Origin of the sequence: Streptomyces sp. NPDC056883, from assembly GCF_042788835.1 — a bacterium.
GTDB lineage: Bacteria > Actinomycetota > Actinomycetes > Streptomycetales > Streptomycetaceae > Streptomyces > Streptomyces stoeckheimensis.
In genome coordinates, this window is record NZ_JBHUBS010000005.1 from 350,185 (window position 1) to 365,387 (window position 15,203).

Annotated in this window: 17 protein-coding genes; 6 read left to right on the forward strand and 11 right to left on the reverse strand. The window is 70.5% G+C overall.

Annotated features, from left to right (window positions below):
- Positions 1-12: 12 nt before the first annotated feature.
- The gene (locus ACFRU2_RS16285; protein ID WP_030010013.1) at positions 13-372 is read right to left on the reverse strand and encodes an NADH-quinone oxidoreductase subunit A; all 360 of its coding nucleotides are present in this window, start codon (positions 370-372) and stop codon (positions 13-15) included.
- Between the two features lie 782 nt (positions 373-1,154).
- Between ACFRU2_RS16285 and ACFRU2_RS16290 the strand changes: the two genes are divergently transcribed.
- Positions 1,155-2,012 (forward strand): C40 family peptidase, encoded by an 858-nt coding sequence (locus ACFRU2_RS16290; protein ID WP_382972360.1) that lies wholly within the window; start codon positions 1,155-1,157, stop codon positions 2,010-2,012.
- A 169-nt stretch (positions 2,013-2,181) separates the two neighbouring features.
- On the opposite strand, the gene ACFRU2_RS16295 is transcribed toward ACFRU2_RS16290, so the two are convergent.
- Positions 2,182-2,595, reverse strand: coding sequence for a hypothetical protein (locus ACFRU2_RS16295; protein ID WP_382972361.1), 414 nt, complete (start codon positions 2,593-2,595; stop codon positions 2,182-2,184).
- Between the two features lie 375 nt (positions 2,596-2,970).
- Here ACFRU2_RS16295 and ACFRU2_RS16300 point away from each other — a divergent pair, with 375 nt between their 5' ends.
- Positions 2,971-3,297, forward strand: coding sequence for a hypothetical protein (locus ACFRU2_RS16300; RefSeq protein WP_382972363.1), 327 nt, complete (start codon positions 2,971-2,973; stop codon positions 3,295-3,297).
- 16 nt (positions 3,298-3,313) lie between these two features.
- On the opposite strand, the gene ACFRU2_RS16305 is transcribed toward ACFRU2_RS16300, so the two are convergent.
- Positions 3,314-4,318: a hypothetical protein gene (locus ACFRU2_RS16305; protein WP_382972365.1), complete on the reverse strand. Its 1,005-nt coding sequence runs from the start codon at positions 4,316-4,318 to the stop codon at positions 3,314-3,316.
- Positions 4,319-4,508: 190 nt separating this feature from the next.
- Here ACFRU2_RS16305 and ACFRU2_RS16310 point away from each other — a divergent pair, with 190 nt between their 5' ends.
- On the forward strand, positions 4,509-4,871 hold the full coding sequence (locus ACFRU2_RS16310; protein WP_382972367.1) for a hypothetical protein: 363 nt from the start codon (positions 4,509-4,511) through the stop codon (positions 4,869-4,871).
- Here ACFRU2_RS16310 and ACFRU2_RS16315 read toward each other — a convergent pair.
- Positions 4,837-6,120, reverse strand: coding sequence for a geranylgeranyl reductase family protein (locus ACFRU2_RS16315; protein ID WP_250740951.1), 1,284 nt, complete (start codon positions 6,118-6,120; stop codon positions 4,837-4,839). The two genes, ACFRU2_RS16310 and ACFRU2_RS16315, sit on opposite strands and share 35 nt — an antisense overlap.
- Before the next feature lie 95 nt (positions 6,121-6,215).
- On the opposite strand from ACFRU2_RS16315, the gene ACFRU2_RS16320 reads away from it, so the two are divergent.
- Complete coding sequence (locus ACFRU2_RS16320; protein WP_382972368.1) at positions 6,216-6,740, forward strand: GNAT family N-acetyltransferase; 525 nt, start codon at positions 6,216-6,218, stop codon at positions 6,738-6,740.
- A 407-nt stretch (positions 6,741-7,147) separates the two neighbouring features.
- On the opposite strand, the gene ACFRU2_RS16325 is transcribed toward ACFRU2_RS16320, so the two are convergent.
- On the reverse strand, positions 7,148-8,059 hold the full coding sequence (locus ACFRU2_RS16325) for a glutaminase (RefSeq protein ID WP_382972370.1): 912 nt from the start codon (positions 8,057-8,059) through the stop codon (positions 7,148-7,150).
- 6 nt (positions 8,060-8,065) lie between these two features.
- Positions 8,066-8,758: a demethylmenaquinone methyltransferase gene (locus ACFRU2_RS16330; RefSeq protein WP_351377311.1), complete on the reverse strand. Its 693-nt coding sequence runs from the start codon at positions 8,756-8,758 to the stop codon at positions 8,066-8,068.
- 195 nt (positions 8,759-8,953) lie between these two features.
- Between ACFRU2_RS16330 and ACFRU2_RS16335 the strand changes: the two genes are divergently transcribed.
- The gene (locus ACFRU2_RS16335) at positions 8,954-9,835 is read left to right on the forward strand and encodes a CPBP family intramembrane glutamic endopeptidase (protein WP_382972371.1); all 882 of its coding nucleotides are present in this window, start codon (positions 8,954-8,956) and stop codon (positions 9,833-9,835) included.
- Here ACFRU2_RS16335 and ACFRU2_RS16340 read toward each other — a convergent pair.
- The 5 genes from ACFRU2_RS16340 to ACFRU2_RS16360 form a co-directional block, all read right to left on the reverse strand.
- Complete coding sequence (locus ACFRU2_RS16340; RefSeq protein ID WP_382972373.1) at positions 9,801-10,454, reverse strand: hypothetical protein; 654 nt, start codon at positions 10,452-10,454, stop codon at positions 9,801-9,803. The genes ACFRU2_RS16335 and ACFRU2_RS16340 overlap by 35 nt on opposite strands.
- Before the next feature lie 7 nt (positions 10,455-10,461).
- The gene (gene mqnC, locus ACFRU2_RS16345; RefSeq protein WP_382972375.1) at positions 10,462-11,661 is read right to left on the reverse strand and encodes a cyclic dehypoxanthinyl futalosine synthase; all 1,200 of its coding nucleotides are present in this window, start codon (positions 11,659-11,661) and stop codon (positions 10,462-10,464) included.
- Positions 11,662-11,825: 164 nt separating this feature from the next.
- Positions 11,826-12,632, reverse strand: coding sequence for a prepilin peptidase (locus tag ACFRU2_RS16350; protein ID WP_382972377.1), 807 nt, complete (start codon positions 12,630-12,632; stop codon positions 11,826-11,828).
- Between the two features lie 124 nt (positions 12,633-12,756).
- Positions 12,757-13,584, reverse strand: a complete 828-nt coding sequence (locus ACFRU2_RS16355) for an MBL fold metallo-hydrolase (RefSeq protein WP_382972379.1) — start codon at positions 13,582-13,584, stop codon at positions 12,757-12,759.
- A 256-nt stretch (positions 13,585-13,840) separates the two neighbouring features.
- On the reverse strand, positions 13,841-14,704 hold the full coding sequence (locus ACFRU2_RS16360; protein ID WP_250740960.1) for a menaquinone biosynthetic enzyme MqnA/MqnD family protein: 864 nt from the start codon (positions 14,702-14,704) through the stop codon (positions 13,841-13,843).
- 237 nt (positions 14,705-14,941) lie between these two features.
- On the opposite strand from ACFRU2_RS16360, the gene ACFRU2_RS16365 reads away from it, so the two are divergent.
- Entirely contained in the window at positions 14,942-15,145 is a 204-nt protein-coding gene (locus ACFRU2_RS16365) for a cold-shock protein (protein WP_112451444.1), read from the forward strand.
- The last annotated feature ends 58 nt before the right edge of the window (positions 15,146-15,203 follow it).

A 15,203-nucleotide genomic window follows, 5' to 3' on the forward strand; every position in this document is an offset into this window, starting at 1 on the left:
AAATTCAGCCCCTCAGTCCCATTCCAGGCCGCCGCGGCGCCATACGTAGGCGTAGGCGACGAAGACGGTGAGCACGAAGAGGAGCATCTCGACGAGCCCGAAGATCCCCAGCGAGTCGAAGGTGACCGCCCAGGGGTAGAGGAAGACAACCTCGATGTCGAAGACGATGAAGAGCATCGCCGTCAGGTAGTACTTGATGGGGAAGCGGCCGCCACCGGCCGGCATGGGAGTGGGCTCGATGCCGCACTCGTACGCTTCAAGTTTTGCCCGGTTGTACCGTTTTGGACCGATCAGCGTGGCCATGACCACGGAGAAGATCGCAAACCCTGCGCCGAGGGCGCCGAGCACGAGGATGGGCGCGTACGCATTCACGCTCCTCGCTCCTTCCAGTCGTCCTTGACCGTTGGACCGCTGCCGGCGCCGCGCGCCCCGCCTCGCATGTGAGGCAGTTCACAAGCCGGACTGGTGCGCATCTTATGCCCGCCCATCTGTGATCTGCGACACGGGTTACAACAACGAGTTTGTGATCTCCACCACCTGACGAACGATCATGAAGCCCAATGAGTGGTGATCTTCATACGTGAAGCATCCACATGATCACCAAAGGTGACATCCGCACCTGTCGTTGCAGGTGGAGGGCATGTTGCACTATCAAATCGTGGCCACTGCACGCAAATTGGCGAGGCGGTGCGCGTGATGATAAAGGGATCGGCGTCCCCCGGTCGGGGGACCTCGCGCGTACGGGAGTGGACGCGTGCATGCGTTCACGAAGTCGGGGCAGTAGGGCTCCACGAGCACCCCGCAGGCGTACCCGCCGGCCGGGTCGAGGCGACCCCGACCCGGCGGCGAGTTCACGGTTCGGTCACAGGAGGGCCACAGCGTCCGCATCGCGTGACGCTTCTGTGACCTGCGCCACTCGGAATTCGCGGTACCGAAAGGGGGCTTGGCCATCTGTGCAGGTGGATGGTAGGCCCGGGATCAATTCGGACTTATTGCGGAAACCCCATGATCACAGCCTTGTGAGCGGCTGTCCGATTCGCCCGTTACGGCGTCAATAAGAGGTCCGACGCGCCCGGTTAGCCCGCTTCGCGCACAACTGTGGCGCAGACCACGTTTCTTGAACGGAACCGCGAGGCCCTGATAGCGGTTGACCCATGTCCCTCACCGCTCACATACCCAGCCACCGGAAGCCCCGCCGCAGCGCCTCGAAGCTCGCGGTCCGCGCCGGAGTTGCCGGTGGCGTCCTCAGCACCCTGGCCATGGCCGGCACGGCGAGCGCCACTCCCTCCGCCGAGCCCGTACACGAGACCACCCTCGAGATGCCGGTCCTCAACCTGGACCTGAGCGCCGAGGTGTCCTCGTCCGTGGCCAAGGCCGCGGAGAACACCCGCGCCGCCGCCGTCGACGGCGAGCTCAACGCCCTGGAGGAGACCGCCCGCACGGGCGCCGCCGCCGAGGCCAAGCAGCTGAAGGCCGACGCCCAGCAGAAGGCCGACGCCGAGGCGAAGGCGAAGGAAGAGGCGGACCGCAAGGCCGAATCCGAGCGCGCCAGCCGCAGCGCGGCCCGCACTCCGATCCAGAGCAACTCCGGTTCCTCCTCGAACGGCTCCTCCGCGGGGTCCTCGCAGGGCAAGGGCACCGTCACGGCCCCCGCGACCGGCTCCGCCGCCGCCATCGTCAACTTCGCCCGCGCGCAGGTCGGCAAGGCGTACGTCATGGGCGGCACCGGCCCGTCCTCGTTCGACTGCTCGGGCCTCGTCCAGGCCGCGTACCGCCAGGCCGGCATCAGCCTGCCGCGCATGTCGCAGGCGCAGTCCTCGGCCGGCACCTCGGTCTCCCTGAACGCCCTCCAGCCGGGCGACATCCTGTACTGGGGCTCCAAGGGCAGCGCGTACCACGTCGCCATCTACGTCGGCGGCGGCAAGTTCGTCGGCGCGCAGAACCCCAGCACCGGCATCGTCGAGCGCTCCCTGAGCTACGACAAGCCGACGGGCGCCGTCCGCGTCCTCTGACATCTCCCCGCAGTCCCGGGCCGCTCCCGGTGACGCACGAAAGGCCGGTACTCCCCCGCTCGGGGGTGGAGTACCGGCCTTTCGGCCGTCCTGGGGCTCCCGGAGGCGCCTGGAGGCTCCCGGAGCCCCTGAAGGGGCGTGAGGGGCGCCTGAGTCCTGTGCCGTTCCGTCAGTCGAGGAACGTCGCCGAGGTGATCTTGTTCTTGAAGTTGAGGCTGGCGTTGCCCGCGTAGCCCGGGGGGAGCGAACCGACCAGACCGGCGAGGTTCGGATCCGTGGCCACCTTCCACGTGTACGTGTCCCGGTTCCGGTAGGACGCGGTGTCGTCGTTCGTCACCCGGTTCCGGCCGGCGCAGTCCTCCGGCCCGACGAAGAGGTTGTTGTAGAAGTTCCAGTCCGAGGACATCAGGTCGAAGACACAGCCCCCTTGGTTGGAGTTGTAGTAAAGGCCGAACTCGCTGGTTTCCAGATAGCCGTTCCTCTCCGTGTTGGCGGCGGCCGGCCCGGCCGTCACCAGGAGAGCGGCGCCGACGGATACCGCGGCGACACAGCCGGCAGCGATTTTGTTAAGGGTCTTGCTCATGGGCATTTTCTCCATCTTGAGGGAATTGATTCCGGCCGGGATTAAACCTTCCGGGGCACTGCAGGGCAAGGGTCTTCTCAGCTGTTCAGGCCACAACCACCATGGCCCGTAACGGACTTGTCGGCATTCCGGGCACCCGATTACGCTCTCCCGCGGCCTTCGGCCCCTCCCCCGCACCGACACGACCTTTCACTCCGCCGACCGCAAGGGAAACACCTCGTGCGTGTACGCGAAATATCCTCGTCACTCCTTTTGTGCCTCGCACTGACCGGATGCGGAGGCGGGGAAGTCCCGGGGAAGAACTCCGGAGCGGGAAAGCCCGGACCCACCGCCGCCCCCTCCCTCGCGGCGGCGGATGTCCCGTTCTACACGTGCATGCAGCAGCACGGAATGACCCTCTCCTACGGGGAGAACGGGGCTCCGCACATCGTGGAGAAGGAGAGTCCGCAGTACCCCGAGGCCCAGAAGGCCTGCCTGCCGCTGCTCCCCTCGCCCTCCCCCGTGCAGGCGAGCGCCCAGGAACTCGCCGCCGCCCGCAAGTCCTCCGCGTGCATGAGGGAACGGGGCATCTCCTGGTATCCGGACCCGAATCCGGTCACCGGAGAGGTGCAGCAGCAGGACGGCGGCACCACCGAGCAGTGGCAGTCCCTCAAGAAGGACCACCTCGACGCGTACCGGACCTGCCTGCCCCGGCCCTCCTGAGCGGGCCGCGCCGGGCTCAGAGGAGCCCGGCCGCCAGCTTGTAGCGGGCCTCGCGCTGCTTCTTGTACAGCGCGAGGGTCTCGGCCTGCTCCTCCACCAGCCGCTTCTGGTAGGCGGCTTCCACCGCCGCCCAGATGCCCACGAGGTTCACCTCGCGCTTGCAGGCGACATCGGCCTTGGCCGCGGTGACGGCCTTGGGACCGCCCGGATCGGCCTCCAGGCCGAGCTTCTGGACCACCTCGTAGGGATCCTTCAGGCCGGTGTACCCCGACTTCTCCATGCACGCCGACCAGTTCTTCAGCACCTCGGCCACCCGCGAATCGCCCTTGGAGCGTTCGTGCGCCTCCGATGCCAGCCCGAACGGGAACAGCAGGTCCACGCTGTCCTTCGTCGGCGCGTACAGCTTGCGGTAGGCCTCCCGCACGCATCCGCCGGCCGGCACCTTCTGCCCGCCGACGTCGATGCCGCTGTCCACCTGCGCGGCCTGCTCCTCGTTCGGGACGTCCGGGGGCTGTGCGCCGCCCTGTTGCCCGCCCGGCCGTTCACCGTGCATGACCAGGGCCGCGCTCTCGCTCAGCGGGGCGGCCGGGGGCCTGACCGGCGGCCCCTTGCCCGCGTTCACGTCGTAGCCGTGGGCGGCCGCGAACTCCGGATCGGCCGCTCCGAAGAGCACCCGGTGCCGCCCCTCGGGCCCCTGGGCACCGGCCTGACCGGACGGCCTGACCTCCTCGTACGGAAACCCGTAGCGGGCCATGCACCGGGAGAGCAGCCGCTGCTGCACCTGCCCCATGCGGACCGTCTCGACGTCGGTGTCCGTGTACGCGTCCAGCGGCAGCGTGAGCGAGGCGGTGGGCGGGGCGACGGCGACCTCGCCGAGTTCCGGCTCCCCGTGCGCGGCTGCGCCGCCCTCCGGATCCGAACAGCCGGCCAGGACGAGCGCCAGCAGGACGGCGGCCGGGAGGGCGGGGCCCCGTGCGGGGCGGCGGAGCGGACGGGGGCGTATGCCGGAAGACCTGTTCACTCTCGGAAATTGAACAGCCCGGCCTCTACCGGGGACAAGCCCTTCTCACCTGCTGGTCAGCCAAACTTCTTGCCTGGAAACCGACTTGCCGCTCCGTCCCGCCTGGCGGGCACCTCGTGCCCTACCGGCGGAGCCCTGCGAAGATGGTCCAGGGCGAGCGCGCCCGAGTCGCCCCAGGAAGTGGTGATCCGTGACGACCAGCCCGTCCGACGAAGCCCCGGGTGCGGGTGCCGGTGCCGTCCCGGCCGCCGCCGGGCTCGGCCTCCTGTCCCTCGGCGGCTGGCTGCTGACCACCACCCGCCCCTGGCAGAAGCCCGGATCCCCGCTCACGCTCACCCTGGACTGGACGGCCTCGGGAACCCTGATGGTCTGCGGCCTGGTCCTGCTGACCCGCTGCATCCGCCTGGTCCACGGCACGCCCGAGCCCGCGCAGGGGGCCCCGCACGAGATCCCGTACGAGATCCCGCGCGAAGCCCACCCGGTCCCGGGACCGGGACCGGGCAAGGTCAGGCTCAAGCTCAGGCCTTGGGGGCGACCTTCGAAAGGCCGTTGATGACGCGGTCCATCGCGTCGCCGCCCGTCGGGTCGGTCAGGTTGGCCAGCATCTTCAGGGTGAACTTCATCAGCACCGGGTGGCTCAGCCCGCGCTGGGCGGCGACCTTCATGATCTTCGGGTTGCCGATGAGCTTCACGAAGGCGCGGCCCAGGGTGTAGTAGCCGCCGTAGGTCTCCTTGAGGACCTTCGGGTAGCTGTGCAGGGTCAGTTCGCGCAGGGCCGGAGTGGCGCGGGAGTGGGCCTGGACGATGACGTCGGCGGCGATCTGGCCCGACTCCATCGCGTAGGCGATGCCCTCGCCGTTGAAGGGGTTGACCAGGCCGCCCGCGTCGCCGACCAGCAGCAGGCCCTTGGTGTAGTGGGGCTGGCGGTTGAAGGCCATCGGCAGGGCCGCGCCGCGGATGGGCTGCGTCATGTTCTCGGGGGTGTAGCCCCAGTCCTCCGGCATCGAGGCGCACCAGGCCTTGAGGACCTCGCGCCAGTCCAGCTCCTTGAAGGCGGAGGAGGAGTTGAGGATGCCGAGGCCGACGTTGGAGGTGCCGTCGCCCATGCCGAAGATCCAGCCGTAGCCGGGCAGCAGCCGGTCCTCGGCACCGCGCCGGTCCCAGAGCTCCAGCCAGGACTCCAGGTAGTCGTCGTCGTGGCGGGGAGAGGTGAAGTACGTGCGTACGGCCACGCCCATCGGGCGGTCCTCGCGGCGGTGCAGGCCCATCGCCAGGGAGAGCCGCGAGGAGTTGCCGTCGGCGGCGACGACGAGGGGGGCGTGGAAGGTGACCTGGGTCTTCTCCTCGCCGAGCTTCGCCGTCACTCCGGTGATGTGGCCGGTACGGGGATCGCGTACGGGCTCGCCCACGTTGCAGCGCTCGTACAGCCGGGCGCCGGCCTTCTGCGCCTGGCGGGCCAGGGTCTCGTCGAAGTCGTCGCGCTTGCGGACGAGTCCGTAGTCGGGGAAGGAGGCCAGCTCGGGCCAGTCCAGCTGGAGCCGCTGGCCGCCGCCGATGATCCGCAGGCCCTTGTTGCGCAGCCAGCCGGCCTCTTCGGAGATGTCGATGCCCATCGACACGAGCTGCTTGGTGGCGCGCGGGGTCAGGCCGTCGCCGCAGACCTTCTCGCGCGGGAACGCGGTCTTCTCCAGGAGCAGCACGTCAAGTCCGGCCTTGGCCAGGTAATACGCAGTGGTCGATCCGGCGGGCCCGGCCCCGACGACGATCACGTCAGCGGAGTGCTCGGAGAGGGGCTCGGTCACGGCGGGTCTCCCGAAGGCTCGATAAAGGGTGCCCAACGGCACAAGACATGTGCAGTCTATGCAGCGAGAGAGATCGCGATCCGAAGGGCTGCCCTGTGACCACCTCGCCGACCCGGCCGCTCCCCGTCGTCCAGCTCCGTGTGCCCACGGACGAGGACGCGCACGCCTGGCACCGGGTCTTCCGCGACCCCGATGTCATGGAGTTCCTCGGGGGGCCCGCCGAGCTCTCCTTCTACGAGGAAATCACCGCCCGGCAGCGGATGCACGACGCCCGGCTCGGCTTCTGCCTGTGGACGCTGCTCGACGGGGACGGTGAGGTCCTCGGCTTCACCGGGGCCCAGCCGTGGCCGGAGTCGAAGGGGTGGGGGCCGGTCGGGGAGATCGAGATCGGCTGGCGGCTCGGGCGCTCCGCGTGGGGGCGGGGGTACGCGTATGCGGCTGCGCTGGCGACGCTGGAGCGGGTGCGGGGGGCTGGGGTTCCTGATGTGGTGGCGATGATCGACGATGCGAATGTTCGCTCGATCGCGGTGGCGGAGCGGCTGGGCATGACCCTGGCGGACCGCTCCCCGATCCCCGGCGGCCCCCGCATGGCCCGCCGCTACGCCCTGTCCCTCACGTAACCCCCGCTGCGCGGAGCCCCCACCCCGGCTGCGCCCGTCCCGCTGCGCGGGGCGAAGTCCCCGACCCGCCCTTCCACCGTTCCCCGGGCGCTGCCCGGACCCCGGAAAGACCCTGGGGCTCCGCCCCAGACCCCGCGCCTCAAACGTTGGCGAGGCTGAATTTGGCTGACGCCGGCGAGAATCCAGCCCCTCCGGCGTTTGAGGAGCGGGGTCCGGGGCGGAGCCCCGGGGAACGGGCGAAGGGCGGGTAGGGGACACCGCCCCGCAGGGCCAACCCGGCCGCACCCGCCCACCGGACCCCAAGCCGAGACGGCAGGAGCGCCAGCCCCGACCCGCCACCGCCGGACGGAGTCCGGCGCAGCGCGACGAAGCCCGCGCAGCGGTGCGAGGAGCGCGTCAAGAGGGGGCTAGAAAACGCTGAGGCCCGTCAGGGTCGTGAAGCGGTCCAGGGCGGCTACTGCGGCTACGGAGTTGCCCTGGGGGTCCAGGCCGGGGCTCCACGCGGCCAGCGTGCACGCGCCGGGCACCACCGCGACGATGCCGCCGCCCACCCCGCTCTTGCCCGGGAGGCCGACGCGGTAGGCGAACTCCCCCGCCGCGTCGTACGTCCCACAGGTCAGCATCACCGCGTTGACCTGCTTCGCCTCGCTGCGCGTGAGAAGCCGCGAGCCGTCCGCGCGCAGGCCGTGCCGGGCCAGGAAGCGGCCCGCCCGGGCCAGGTCGGCGCAGCTCATCTCGATGGAGCACTGCCAGAAGTAGTGCTCCAGCAGCGTCGGCACCGGGTTGTCGATGTTCCCGTAGGCGGCCATGAAGTGGGCCAGGGCCGCGTTGCGGTCGCCGTGTTCCTGTTCGGAGGCGGCGACCTCGGCGTCGAAGGCGAGTTCCGGGTTCTGGCTCTCCTCCCGGAGGAACCGCAGCAGTTCGCTGCTCGCGTCGCCCGTCAGCGTCTGGAGCCGGTCGGTGACGACGAGCGCGCCCGCGTTGATGAAGGGGTTGCGCGGGATGCCGTTCTCGTACTCCAGCTGCACGAGGGAGTTGAACGGGTTGCCGGAGGGTTCCCGGCCGACCCGCTCCCACAGGCTGTCGCCGCCCTCGGCGAGCGCGAGGGCCAGCGCGAAGACCTTGGTGATGGACTGCGCGGAGAACGGCGTCCGCCAGTCCCCCACCCCGAACACGTTGCCGTCGAGGTCGGCGATGGCCATCCCGAACTGCCGGGGGTCCACGGACGCCAGCGCCGGGATGTACTCGGCGGGCGCCCCGCTGCCCACCAGCGGGGCGATGTCCTTCGCGACCTGTTCCAGCAGCGCCTGGTAGTCCACGGGGAACTACCCCTTCGTGCCGCGGTGCAGGGCGACGATGCCGCCGCTCAGGTTGCGCCAGCCCACCTTGGACCAGCCGGCCTTCTGCAGCAGCGCGGCCAGCGCCGGCTGGTCGGGCCAGGCGCGGATGGAGTCGGCGAGGTAGACGTACGCGTCGGGGTTGGAGGAGACCGCACGGGCCACCGGCGGCATCGCGCGCATCAGGTACTCGGTGTACACGGTCCGGAAGGGGGCCCAGGTGGGCTGCGAGAACTCGCAGATCACGATCCGGCCGCCGGGCTTCGTGACCCGGTACAGCTCGCGCAGCGCGGAGTCGGTGTCCTGGACGTTGCGCAGGCCGAAGGAGATGGTGACGGTGTCGAAGGCGTCGTCCTTGAAGGGGAGCTTCGTCGCGTCGCCGGCCGTCAGCGGGAGCCAGGGATTGCGCTTCTTGCCCTCGCGGAGCATGCCGAGGGAGAAGTCGCAGGGCACGACGTACGCGCCGGCCGCGGCGAAGGGCAGCGAGGACGTGGCCGTGCCGGCGGCCAGGTCGAGGACGAGCTGCCCGGGGCGCGCGCCGACCGCCTTGGCGACCTCCTTGCGCCAGACGCGGTCCTGCCCGAGGGAGAGCACGTCGTTGGTGAGGTCGTAGTTCGCCGCCACGCCGTCGAACATGGAGGCGACTTCGTGCGGCTGCTTGTCCAGGGAAGCGGATGTCACTGGCGTGGGCCCCTCAGGTGCGGTGCGAATGGTTCGGCGAACGGTTCGGCAGCGGTTCGGCAGGGTCCTGCGGACCGCTCCGCCATTCTCGCAGGCCCCCGCCCGTCGCACCCGGCCGCCCGTATTGGCCCATTAGAGGAGCTCAAATGGCTTATTGTTCGATAGCCCTATAAGAGCGAGATAGGTGGATGCGTCATGGTGCAGCCGGTGGACGACGGTCCGGTCCCGTCCCGGAGGGGCTTCTTCGATCGGCCGACCCTGGGGAAGACCGTCCTGGTGATCGTCGGGTACCTGGCGTACTACCTGCTGGTCGGGCGCGCCATCGGCGCCGTCTTCGGCGACGAGGTGGACGAGGACGACCTGCTGGCGACGGGCGCGAGCATCTTCTTCGCCCTCGTGCTGCCGGTCGCGATCGGCGCCGTGACCCTCCTCGGCTTCACCGCCGCCATCGGCCGGCTCCGCTCGGTCTTCGGCAGGCGGACGGCCGTGGGCCGGCCCTGGATGTGGATCGGCCCCGCGCTCGCGCTCCTCGCCGTCGTCAGCCACGCCGCGGCCACCGACTGGAGCCGGTGGCGGCCGGAGCAGCTCCTCCTCATCGCCCTGCTCGGGGTCTGCGTGGGACTCGCCGAGGAGCTCGCGACGCGCGGGCTCGCGGCCCGGCTGCTCCACGACGCCGGGTATTCCGAGCGGTTCGTGATGGTGGTCTCGTCGCTGCTGTTCGCCCTCATGCACCTGACCAACGTGCTGTCCGGGATGAAGGTGAGCACGGTGCTCGTCACCGTCGTCTACGCCTTCTGCTTCGGCGTGTGCATGTACCTCGTCATGCGTCTCACCGGCACCATCTGGTCCGCGATCGCCCTGCACGCCGTCACCGACCCGACGACCATCTTCGCCAGCGGCGGCGTCGACGAAGCCGTCACGCAGCACACCGGCGGCTGGTCCGCCCTCGCCTCGACGGCCACGATCCTCATGGTCGTCTTCGCGTTGGCGGCCGTCTTCCTGGTCCGCGGAGACCGCCGCGGGCGGACCGACTCCCGCGGACTCAGCGACGGCGGTGGAGCAGCCTTCCGCCGATGACCGTGGCCACGCAGGTGGTCGGACCCTCCACCAGCAGCTCTGCCGGGCCGGAGACCGCGAAGACCGCGAACCGCGCCGGAGCGCCCGGCTCCAGGACTCCGTGGAAGGCCTCCTCGGCCGCGGTCCGGCCGGCGAGCGGGTCCAGGGAGGCCGGGCCCTCGTAGGGGGCGGGCGGGACGACGGTGAGGCCGGAGCGGACCACGGCCGTCCGGACGGCCGGGCTGGTGAAGCGGCCGGCCACCGCGACCACCCCGCGGGCGAGCAGCTTCTGCGTGCCGCGCCGCGCGCTGTTGCCCCAGCGCGGCTCGGTCATCTTCAGGTCCGCCAACGCCTCCGCGCCGCTGATCGGTTCGGCCCCGAGCTCGGTGATCTCGTACGGGTCGTCCGGGTAGTAGGTGCGCTCCAGCAGCTCGTCACCGCCGCGCACCAGCAGCCCCGGGGTCAGCACCCCGGGCCAGGTGCGGGCGCGCGCGTGCGGGTAGGCCGCGGCGAGCTCCTCGTAGGGGCCCACCCGGGCGATGCGGTCCCCCTCGACCAGGACCGCGCCGCCGGGCAGCGGCGCGGCTCCGGTACCCGTCGGTCCGGTGACGAGGAGTTCGGCGGTGTGGATCGTCAGCACGGGCGCGTCAGTTCGTGGAGATGAGCTTCAGCTCGGGGTGGGCCGTGCCGCCCTCGATGGCGGTCGAGGAGATGTGCGAGACCACGCGGTCGTCGACCGGGTCGTTCGCCGGGTCGTCGTGCACCAGGAGGTGCTCGTACGTCGTCGCGCGCTGGGCCGGGGTGCGGCCCGCCTTGCGGATCAGGTCGATGATCTCCATGCGGTTCGAGCGGTGCTTGGCACCGGCCGAGGAGACCACGTTCTCCTCCAGCATGATCGAACCGAGGTCGTCGGCGCCGTAGTGCAGGGAGAGCTGGCCCGCCTCCTTGCCGACGGTGAGCCAGGAGCCCTGGATGTGGGCGACGTTGTCGAGGAAGAGCCGCGCGATGGCGATCATGCGCAGGTACTCGAAGACGGTCGCCTGGGTCCGGCCCTTGAGGTGGTTGTTCTCGGGCTGGTAGGTGTACGGGATGAAGGCGCGGAAGCCGCCCGTGCGGTCCTGGGTGTCCCGGATCATCGCGATGTGCTCGATGCGCTCGGCGTTGGTCTCGCCGGTGCCCATCAGCATGGTGGAGGTGGACTCCACGCCCAGCTTGTGGGCGATCTCCATGATCTCCAGCCAGCGCTCGCCGGACTCCTTGAGCGGGGCGATCGCCTTGCGCGGCCGCTCCGGGAGCAGCTCGGCGCCGGCGCCCGCGAAGGAGTCGAGACCGGCGGCGTGGATGCGCTGGATGGCCTCCTCCGCCGACACCTTGGAGATCCGGGCCATGTGCTCGACCTCGGACGCGCCGAGGGAGTGGATGACCAGCTGCGGAAAGGCCTGCTTGATGGCGGAGAAGTGGTGCTCGTAGTACTCGACGCCGTAGTCCGGGTGGTGGCCGCCCTGGAACATGATCTGCGTGCCGCCCAGCTCGACGGTCTCCGCGCAGCGGCGCAGGATGTCCTCGAGGTCGCGGGACCAGCCCTTCTTCGCGTCCTTGGGGGCCGCGTAGAAGGCGCAGAACTTGCACGCCGTCACACACACGTTGGTGTAGTTGATGTTGCGCTCGATGATGTACGTCGCGATGTGCTCGGTACCGGCGTAGCGCAGCCGGCGGGCCGCGTCGGCGGCCTGGCCCAGGGCGTGCAGGGGCGCGTGGCGGTAGAGGTCGAGCGCCTCTTCCCGGGTGATCCGGCCCCCCGCGGCGGCTCGGTCGAGGACTGACTGGAGAGCGGCCTGGTCGGTCACCGGTGCGTCACCTTTCGGCTGTGTCGTTCGGCTGGCGCCCGGCTGCGGTCGAGATTCCCGGACCGATCCAGCCTACGCCAGCCGCTCCGGCTCCCGGGCTGGCCCCCTTCGGGACGTCCCGAAGGGTTGGGGGTCACCTCACGGGGTCGCCTCACGGGGTCGCCTCACGGAACCAGTCCGGCTCCCAGGACGGGGTCCGACGCCAGGTCGAGCCCCATGCCCAGGCCCAGGCCCGCGTAGATCACGCCCGCGAGGGCGCCGCCGGCCATGAACGGCCCGAAGGCGAGCGAGGTCCCGGGCTCCACCCGGCGCAGGGCGGCCCGGACGTACCCGTGCACGGAGGCCGCGGTGAACCCGGCGAAGCTGCCCGCGAACAGCACGAACCACCCGTACCAGCCCAGGATCTGCCCCACGGTCAGGGCCAGGGTGACGTCGCCGAAGCCCATGCCGGGCGGGTAGATCAGGTGGAAGACGAGGTACAGGGCCCCGAGGGTGAGCCCGCCGAGCAGCGCGCGCGTCCAGGATCCGCCGGTCCCCGTGAAGAGGGCGGCCACGCCGAGCGCGGCCGCGGTGGTGGCCGCCAGCGGGAGGGTCAGTACGTCGGGCAGCCGGTGCACGGCCTGGTCGACGAAGCAGAGCAGGACGGTGAACGGCGCCAGCAGCAGCCAGGCCGCCAGTTCGGGCCGCGCCCCGACCCCGGCGCCCAGCGTGAGGCACACCAGGGTGGTGGCGAGCACGGCCCCCGCGACGGGCGCGTAGCCGCCGTGCCACCGGGCCCCGGGCGCGCACCGGGGGCAGACGGCGAAGCCCAGCCAGCCTCCGGCCGGGCCGGTCAGCGGATGCCCGGCCGGGCAGTCCGACCGCCAGGGCATGCCCAACTCGACGGAGAGGCGGTAGACGGCCCGGGGCAGCAGCAGGCCCGCCAGTACGCCCCAGAGCGTGACCCCGGCCACGAATCCCGCGATGCCCATGCCCGCTCTCGCCCCCGCCCTGCCCGCCCCGGCCCACTGTGTCTCGGCATGTCTCGGCATGTCTCGGCGATGGACGCTAGCAGGGGCGGTCGTCCCCCACTACCCGGCCCGGGGCCCCCACGGCTCAGGCCGCCGCACGCGCCGAGCCCGCCGGCTCGAACCCGGCCAGCATCCGTTCCAGGGCCTCCTGGTCCGGGCCCACGAAGGGTTCGAGGCCCGGGGCGAGGGACACCGTGTCGAGCATCCGGGCGATGAGCCCGATCCCGGCGGCGGGCGGCAGGTGGGTGGAGAGCACGAGCTCGGGGTCCATCTCCCGGACCGGCCGGACGGTGGCGAGGAACTTCTCCCGGTCGGCGACGGTCACCCAGGGGCTGTCCAGCGAAGCCCAGAACAGCTGGGCGGCCCGCAGGTCCTCGGGCCCGACCGCCCCGGCGTCGCCGCCGGCCGCGAGGTCGCCGTCCGGGACGGGGGCGCCGAAGCAGTCGGAGCTGAAGCAGGCCCGCGACCGGTCGTCGTAGAAGCCCACGGTCGCGGGGTTGTCGAAGAGGGGCGGCCGGAAGGCGGTGAGGGAGCGGTCGCCCACGTCGAGGCGCTGGCCGGGGTTGAGGAAGTAGACCCGGTCCATGGGCAGCGGTCGCTCCGTGGTCATCTCGCCGGCGCCGAGGAAGGTGGTCACCACGCGGGCCTCGGGGGCGGCCTCCAGCAGGGCGAAGATCCCGCCGGTGTGGTCCCGGTCCGGGTGGGTGAGCCAGATCCACCGCACGTCGGCGGGGTCGATGGCCTCGGAGAGGGTCCTCAGGAAGTCCCGGTCGGGCAGGCCGAGGCCGGTGTCGACGACCACGGGCTCCCTGGCGTGCAGGACGAAGGCGTTGACCGGGATGAATCCGACTCCGGGCGCTTCGAGCGCGTCCCCGAGCACCGTGATGTCCCGGCCGAGTGAGCGTGTGGTCATGGCGGAGCTCCGATGGCCCCCTGGGTGAGCCCGCTCGCGACCGCCCCGGGCTTCCCCCCGTCCGCCCTTCCTCTCATCGTGTCCCCGGGCCGCCCCCGCCGCACGCCCGCGGGGGGGCGAGGGGGGTGAGGACAGGGGATGAGGGCAGGGGATGAGGACAGGGGATGAAAGGGGACGGCATTCCCGGTAAACGGCGGGCATTCGCCTTTCCGTCCCATTCCGCTCTACGGAAAGGCGAATACCCTCATAAGCCGCGCTAATGACCCGGTACGCCCACCGGCAGGAGCTCCACGTTCACATCGGGCGCATAGCCCGTCGTGAGTCCCGTCCGGCGCGCGAATTCACGTACGCCGGCCAGCTGGTCGGGGCCGAAGCGGAAGTCGAGCGTCGTGAAGTAGCGCTCCAGGAGTTCCGCGTCGAAGGCCTCCCAGCGGGCCGCCTGCTCGGCGACCTTGCCGACCTCCTCCAGGGACACGTCCCGGGAGGCGAGGAAGGCCTCGTGGACCTTCCGCACGACCTCCGGCTCACGCTCCAGGTACTCCTTGCGGGCGGCCCAGACGGCGAAGACGAACGGCAGTCCCGTCCACTCCTTCCACATCGCCCCCAGGTCGTGGACGGTGAGTCCGAGCCGGGGCGCGTCGTGCAGCGAGGCCCGCAGTGCGGCGTCGCCGATCAGCACCGCCGCGTCCGCCTCCTGCATCATCAGCCCCAGGTCGGGAGGGCAGGTGTAGTAGTCGGGCCGCACCTCGTACTTCTCCGCGAGCAGCAGCTGGGCCAGGCGCACGGACGTTCGCGAGGTGGATCCCAGAGCGACGCGGGCGCCGTCCAGCTGGTCCAGGGGGACCTGCGAAACGATCACGCAGGACATGACGGGACCGTCGCAGCCGACCGCCAGGTCGGGGAAGGCGACGAGCTCGTCCGCGTTGCGGAGGAACTCCACGAGGGTGATGGGACCGATGTCCAGGCCGCCCTGGACGAGGCTCGCGCTGAGCTTCTCCGGGGTGTCCTTGGTCAGCTCCAGGTCCAGCAGCGTGCCGGTTCTGGCCAGCCCCCAGTAGAGGGGCAGGCAGTTCAGGAACTGAATGTGGCCGACACGGGGCCGGCTGCGATAGGCGTCCACATCGCGAGACTAGCCCCCGTGTCTCCGTCAGCCGTCTGGCGGGTCTCAAACGTCCGAGTGACGTGATCTTTCCCTCTGGTCTCGGCCGGGAGGTGCGTGCTAGGCTCGACGCAAGTTGCAGTTTGGTTTCCCTTGCAGTACGAGGCCTGCGGAGAATGTGACCCGCAGGCTTTTGTAGTTTTCAGACTTCTTAGCAGGTTCTGGAGCAGGGCGACCCTTTGGCCCATAGGAGGGCTCATGGCTACCGGAACCGTCAAGTGGTTCAACGCTGAAAAGGGCTTCGGCTTCATCGCCCAGGACGGCGGCGGCCCGGATGTCTTCGTCCACTACTCCGCGATCAACGCCGCCGGCTTCCGCTCCCTTGAGGAGAACCAGCTGGTGAACTTCGACGTCACCCAGGGTCCGAAGGGCCCGCAGGCGGAGAACGTCACCCCGGCCTAGTCGCCTGGGCCAACCAATCGCGGTTGGATTATGCAGTACCCAAGGAGCCCTGTCTTCT

Bases quoted from the DNA above. Each gene is read 5' to 3' on its own strand.
- ACFRU2_RS16290 (WP_382972360.1), top strand. From the start codon at position 1,155: ATGTCCCTCACCGCTCACATACCCAGCCACCGGAAGCCCCGCCGCAGC.
- ACFRU2_RS16295 (WP_382972361.1), bottom strand. From the start codon at position 2,595: ATGAGCAAGACCCTTAACAAAATCGCTGCCGGCTGTGTCGCCGCGGTA.
- ACFRU2_RS16300 (WP_382972363.1), top strand. From the start codon at position 2,971: ATGCAGCAGCACGGAATGACCCTCTCCTACGGGGAGAACGGGGCTCCG.
- ACFRU2_RS16335 (WP_382972371.1), top strand. From the start codon at position 8,954: ATGGTGCAGCCGGTGGACGACGGTCCGGTCCCGTCCCGGAGGGGCTTC.
- ACFRU2_RS16350 (WP_382972377.1), bottom strand. From the start codon at position 12,632: ATGGGCATCGCGGGATTCGTGGCCGGGGTCACGCTCTGGGGCGTACTG.
- ACFRU2_RS16355 (WP_382972379.1), bottom strand. From the start codon at position 13,584: ATGACCACACGCTCACTCGGCCGGGACATCACGGTGCTCGGGGACGCG.
- ACFRU2_RS16365 (WP_112451444.1), top strand. From the start codon at position 14,942: ATGGCTACCGGAACCGTCAAGTGGTTCAACGCTGAAAAGGGCTTCGGC.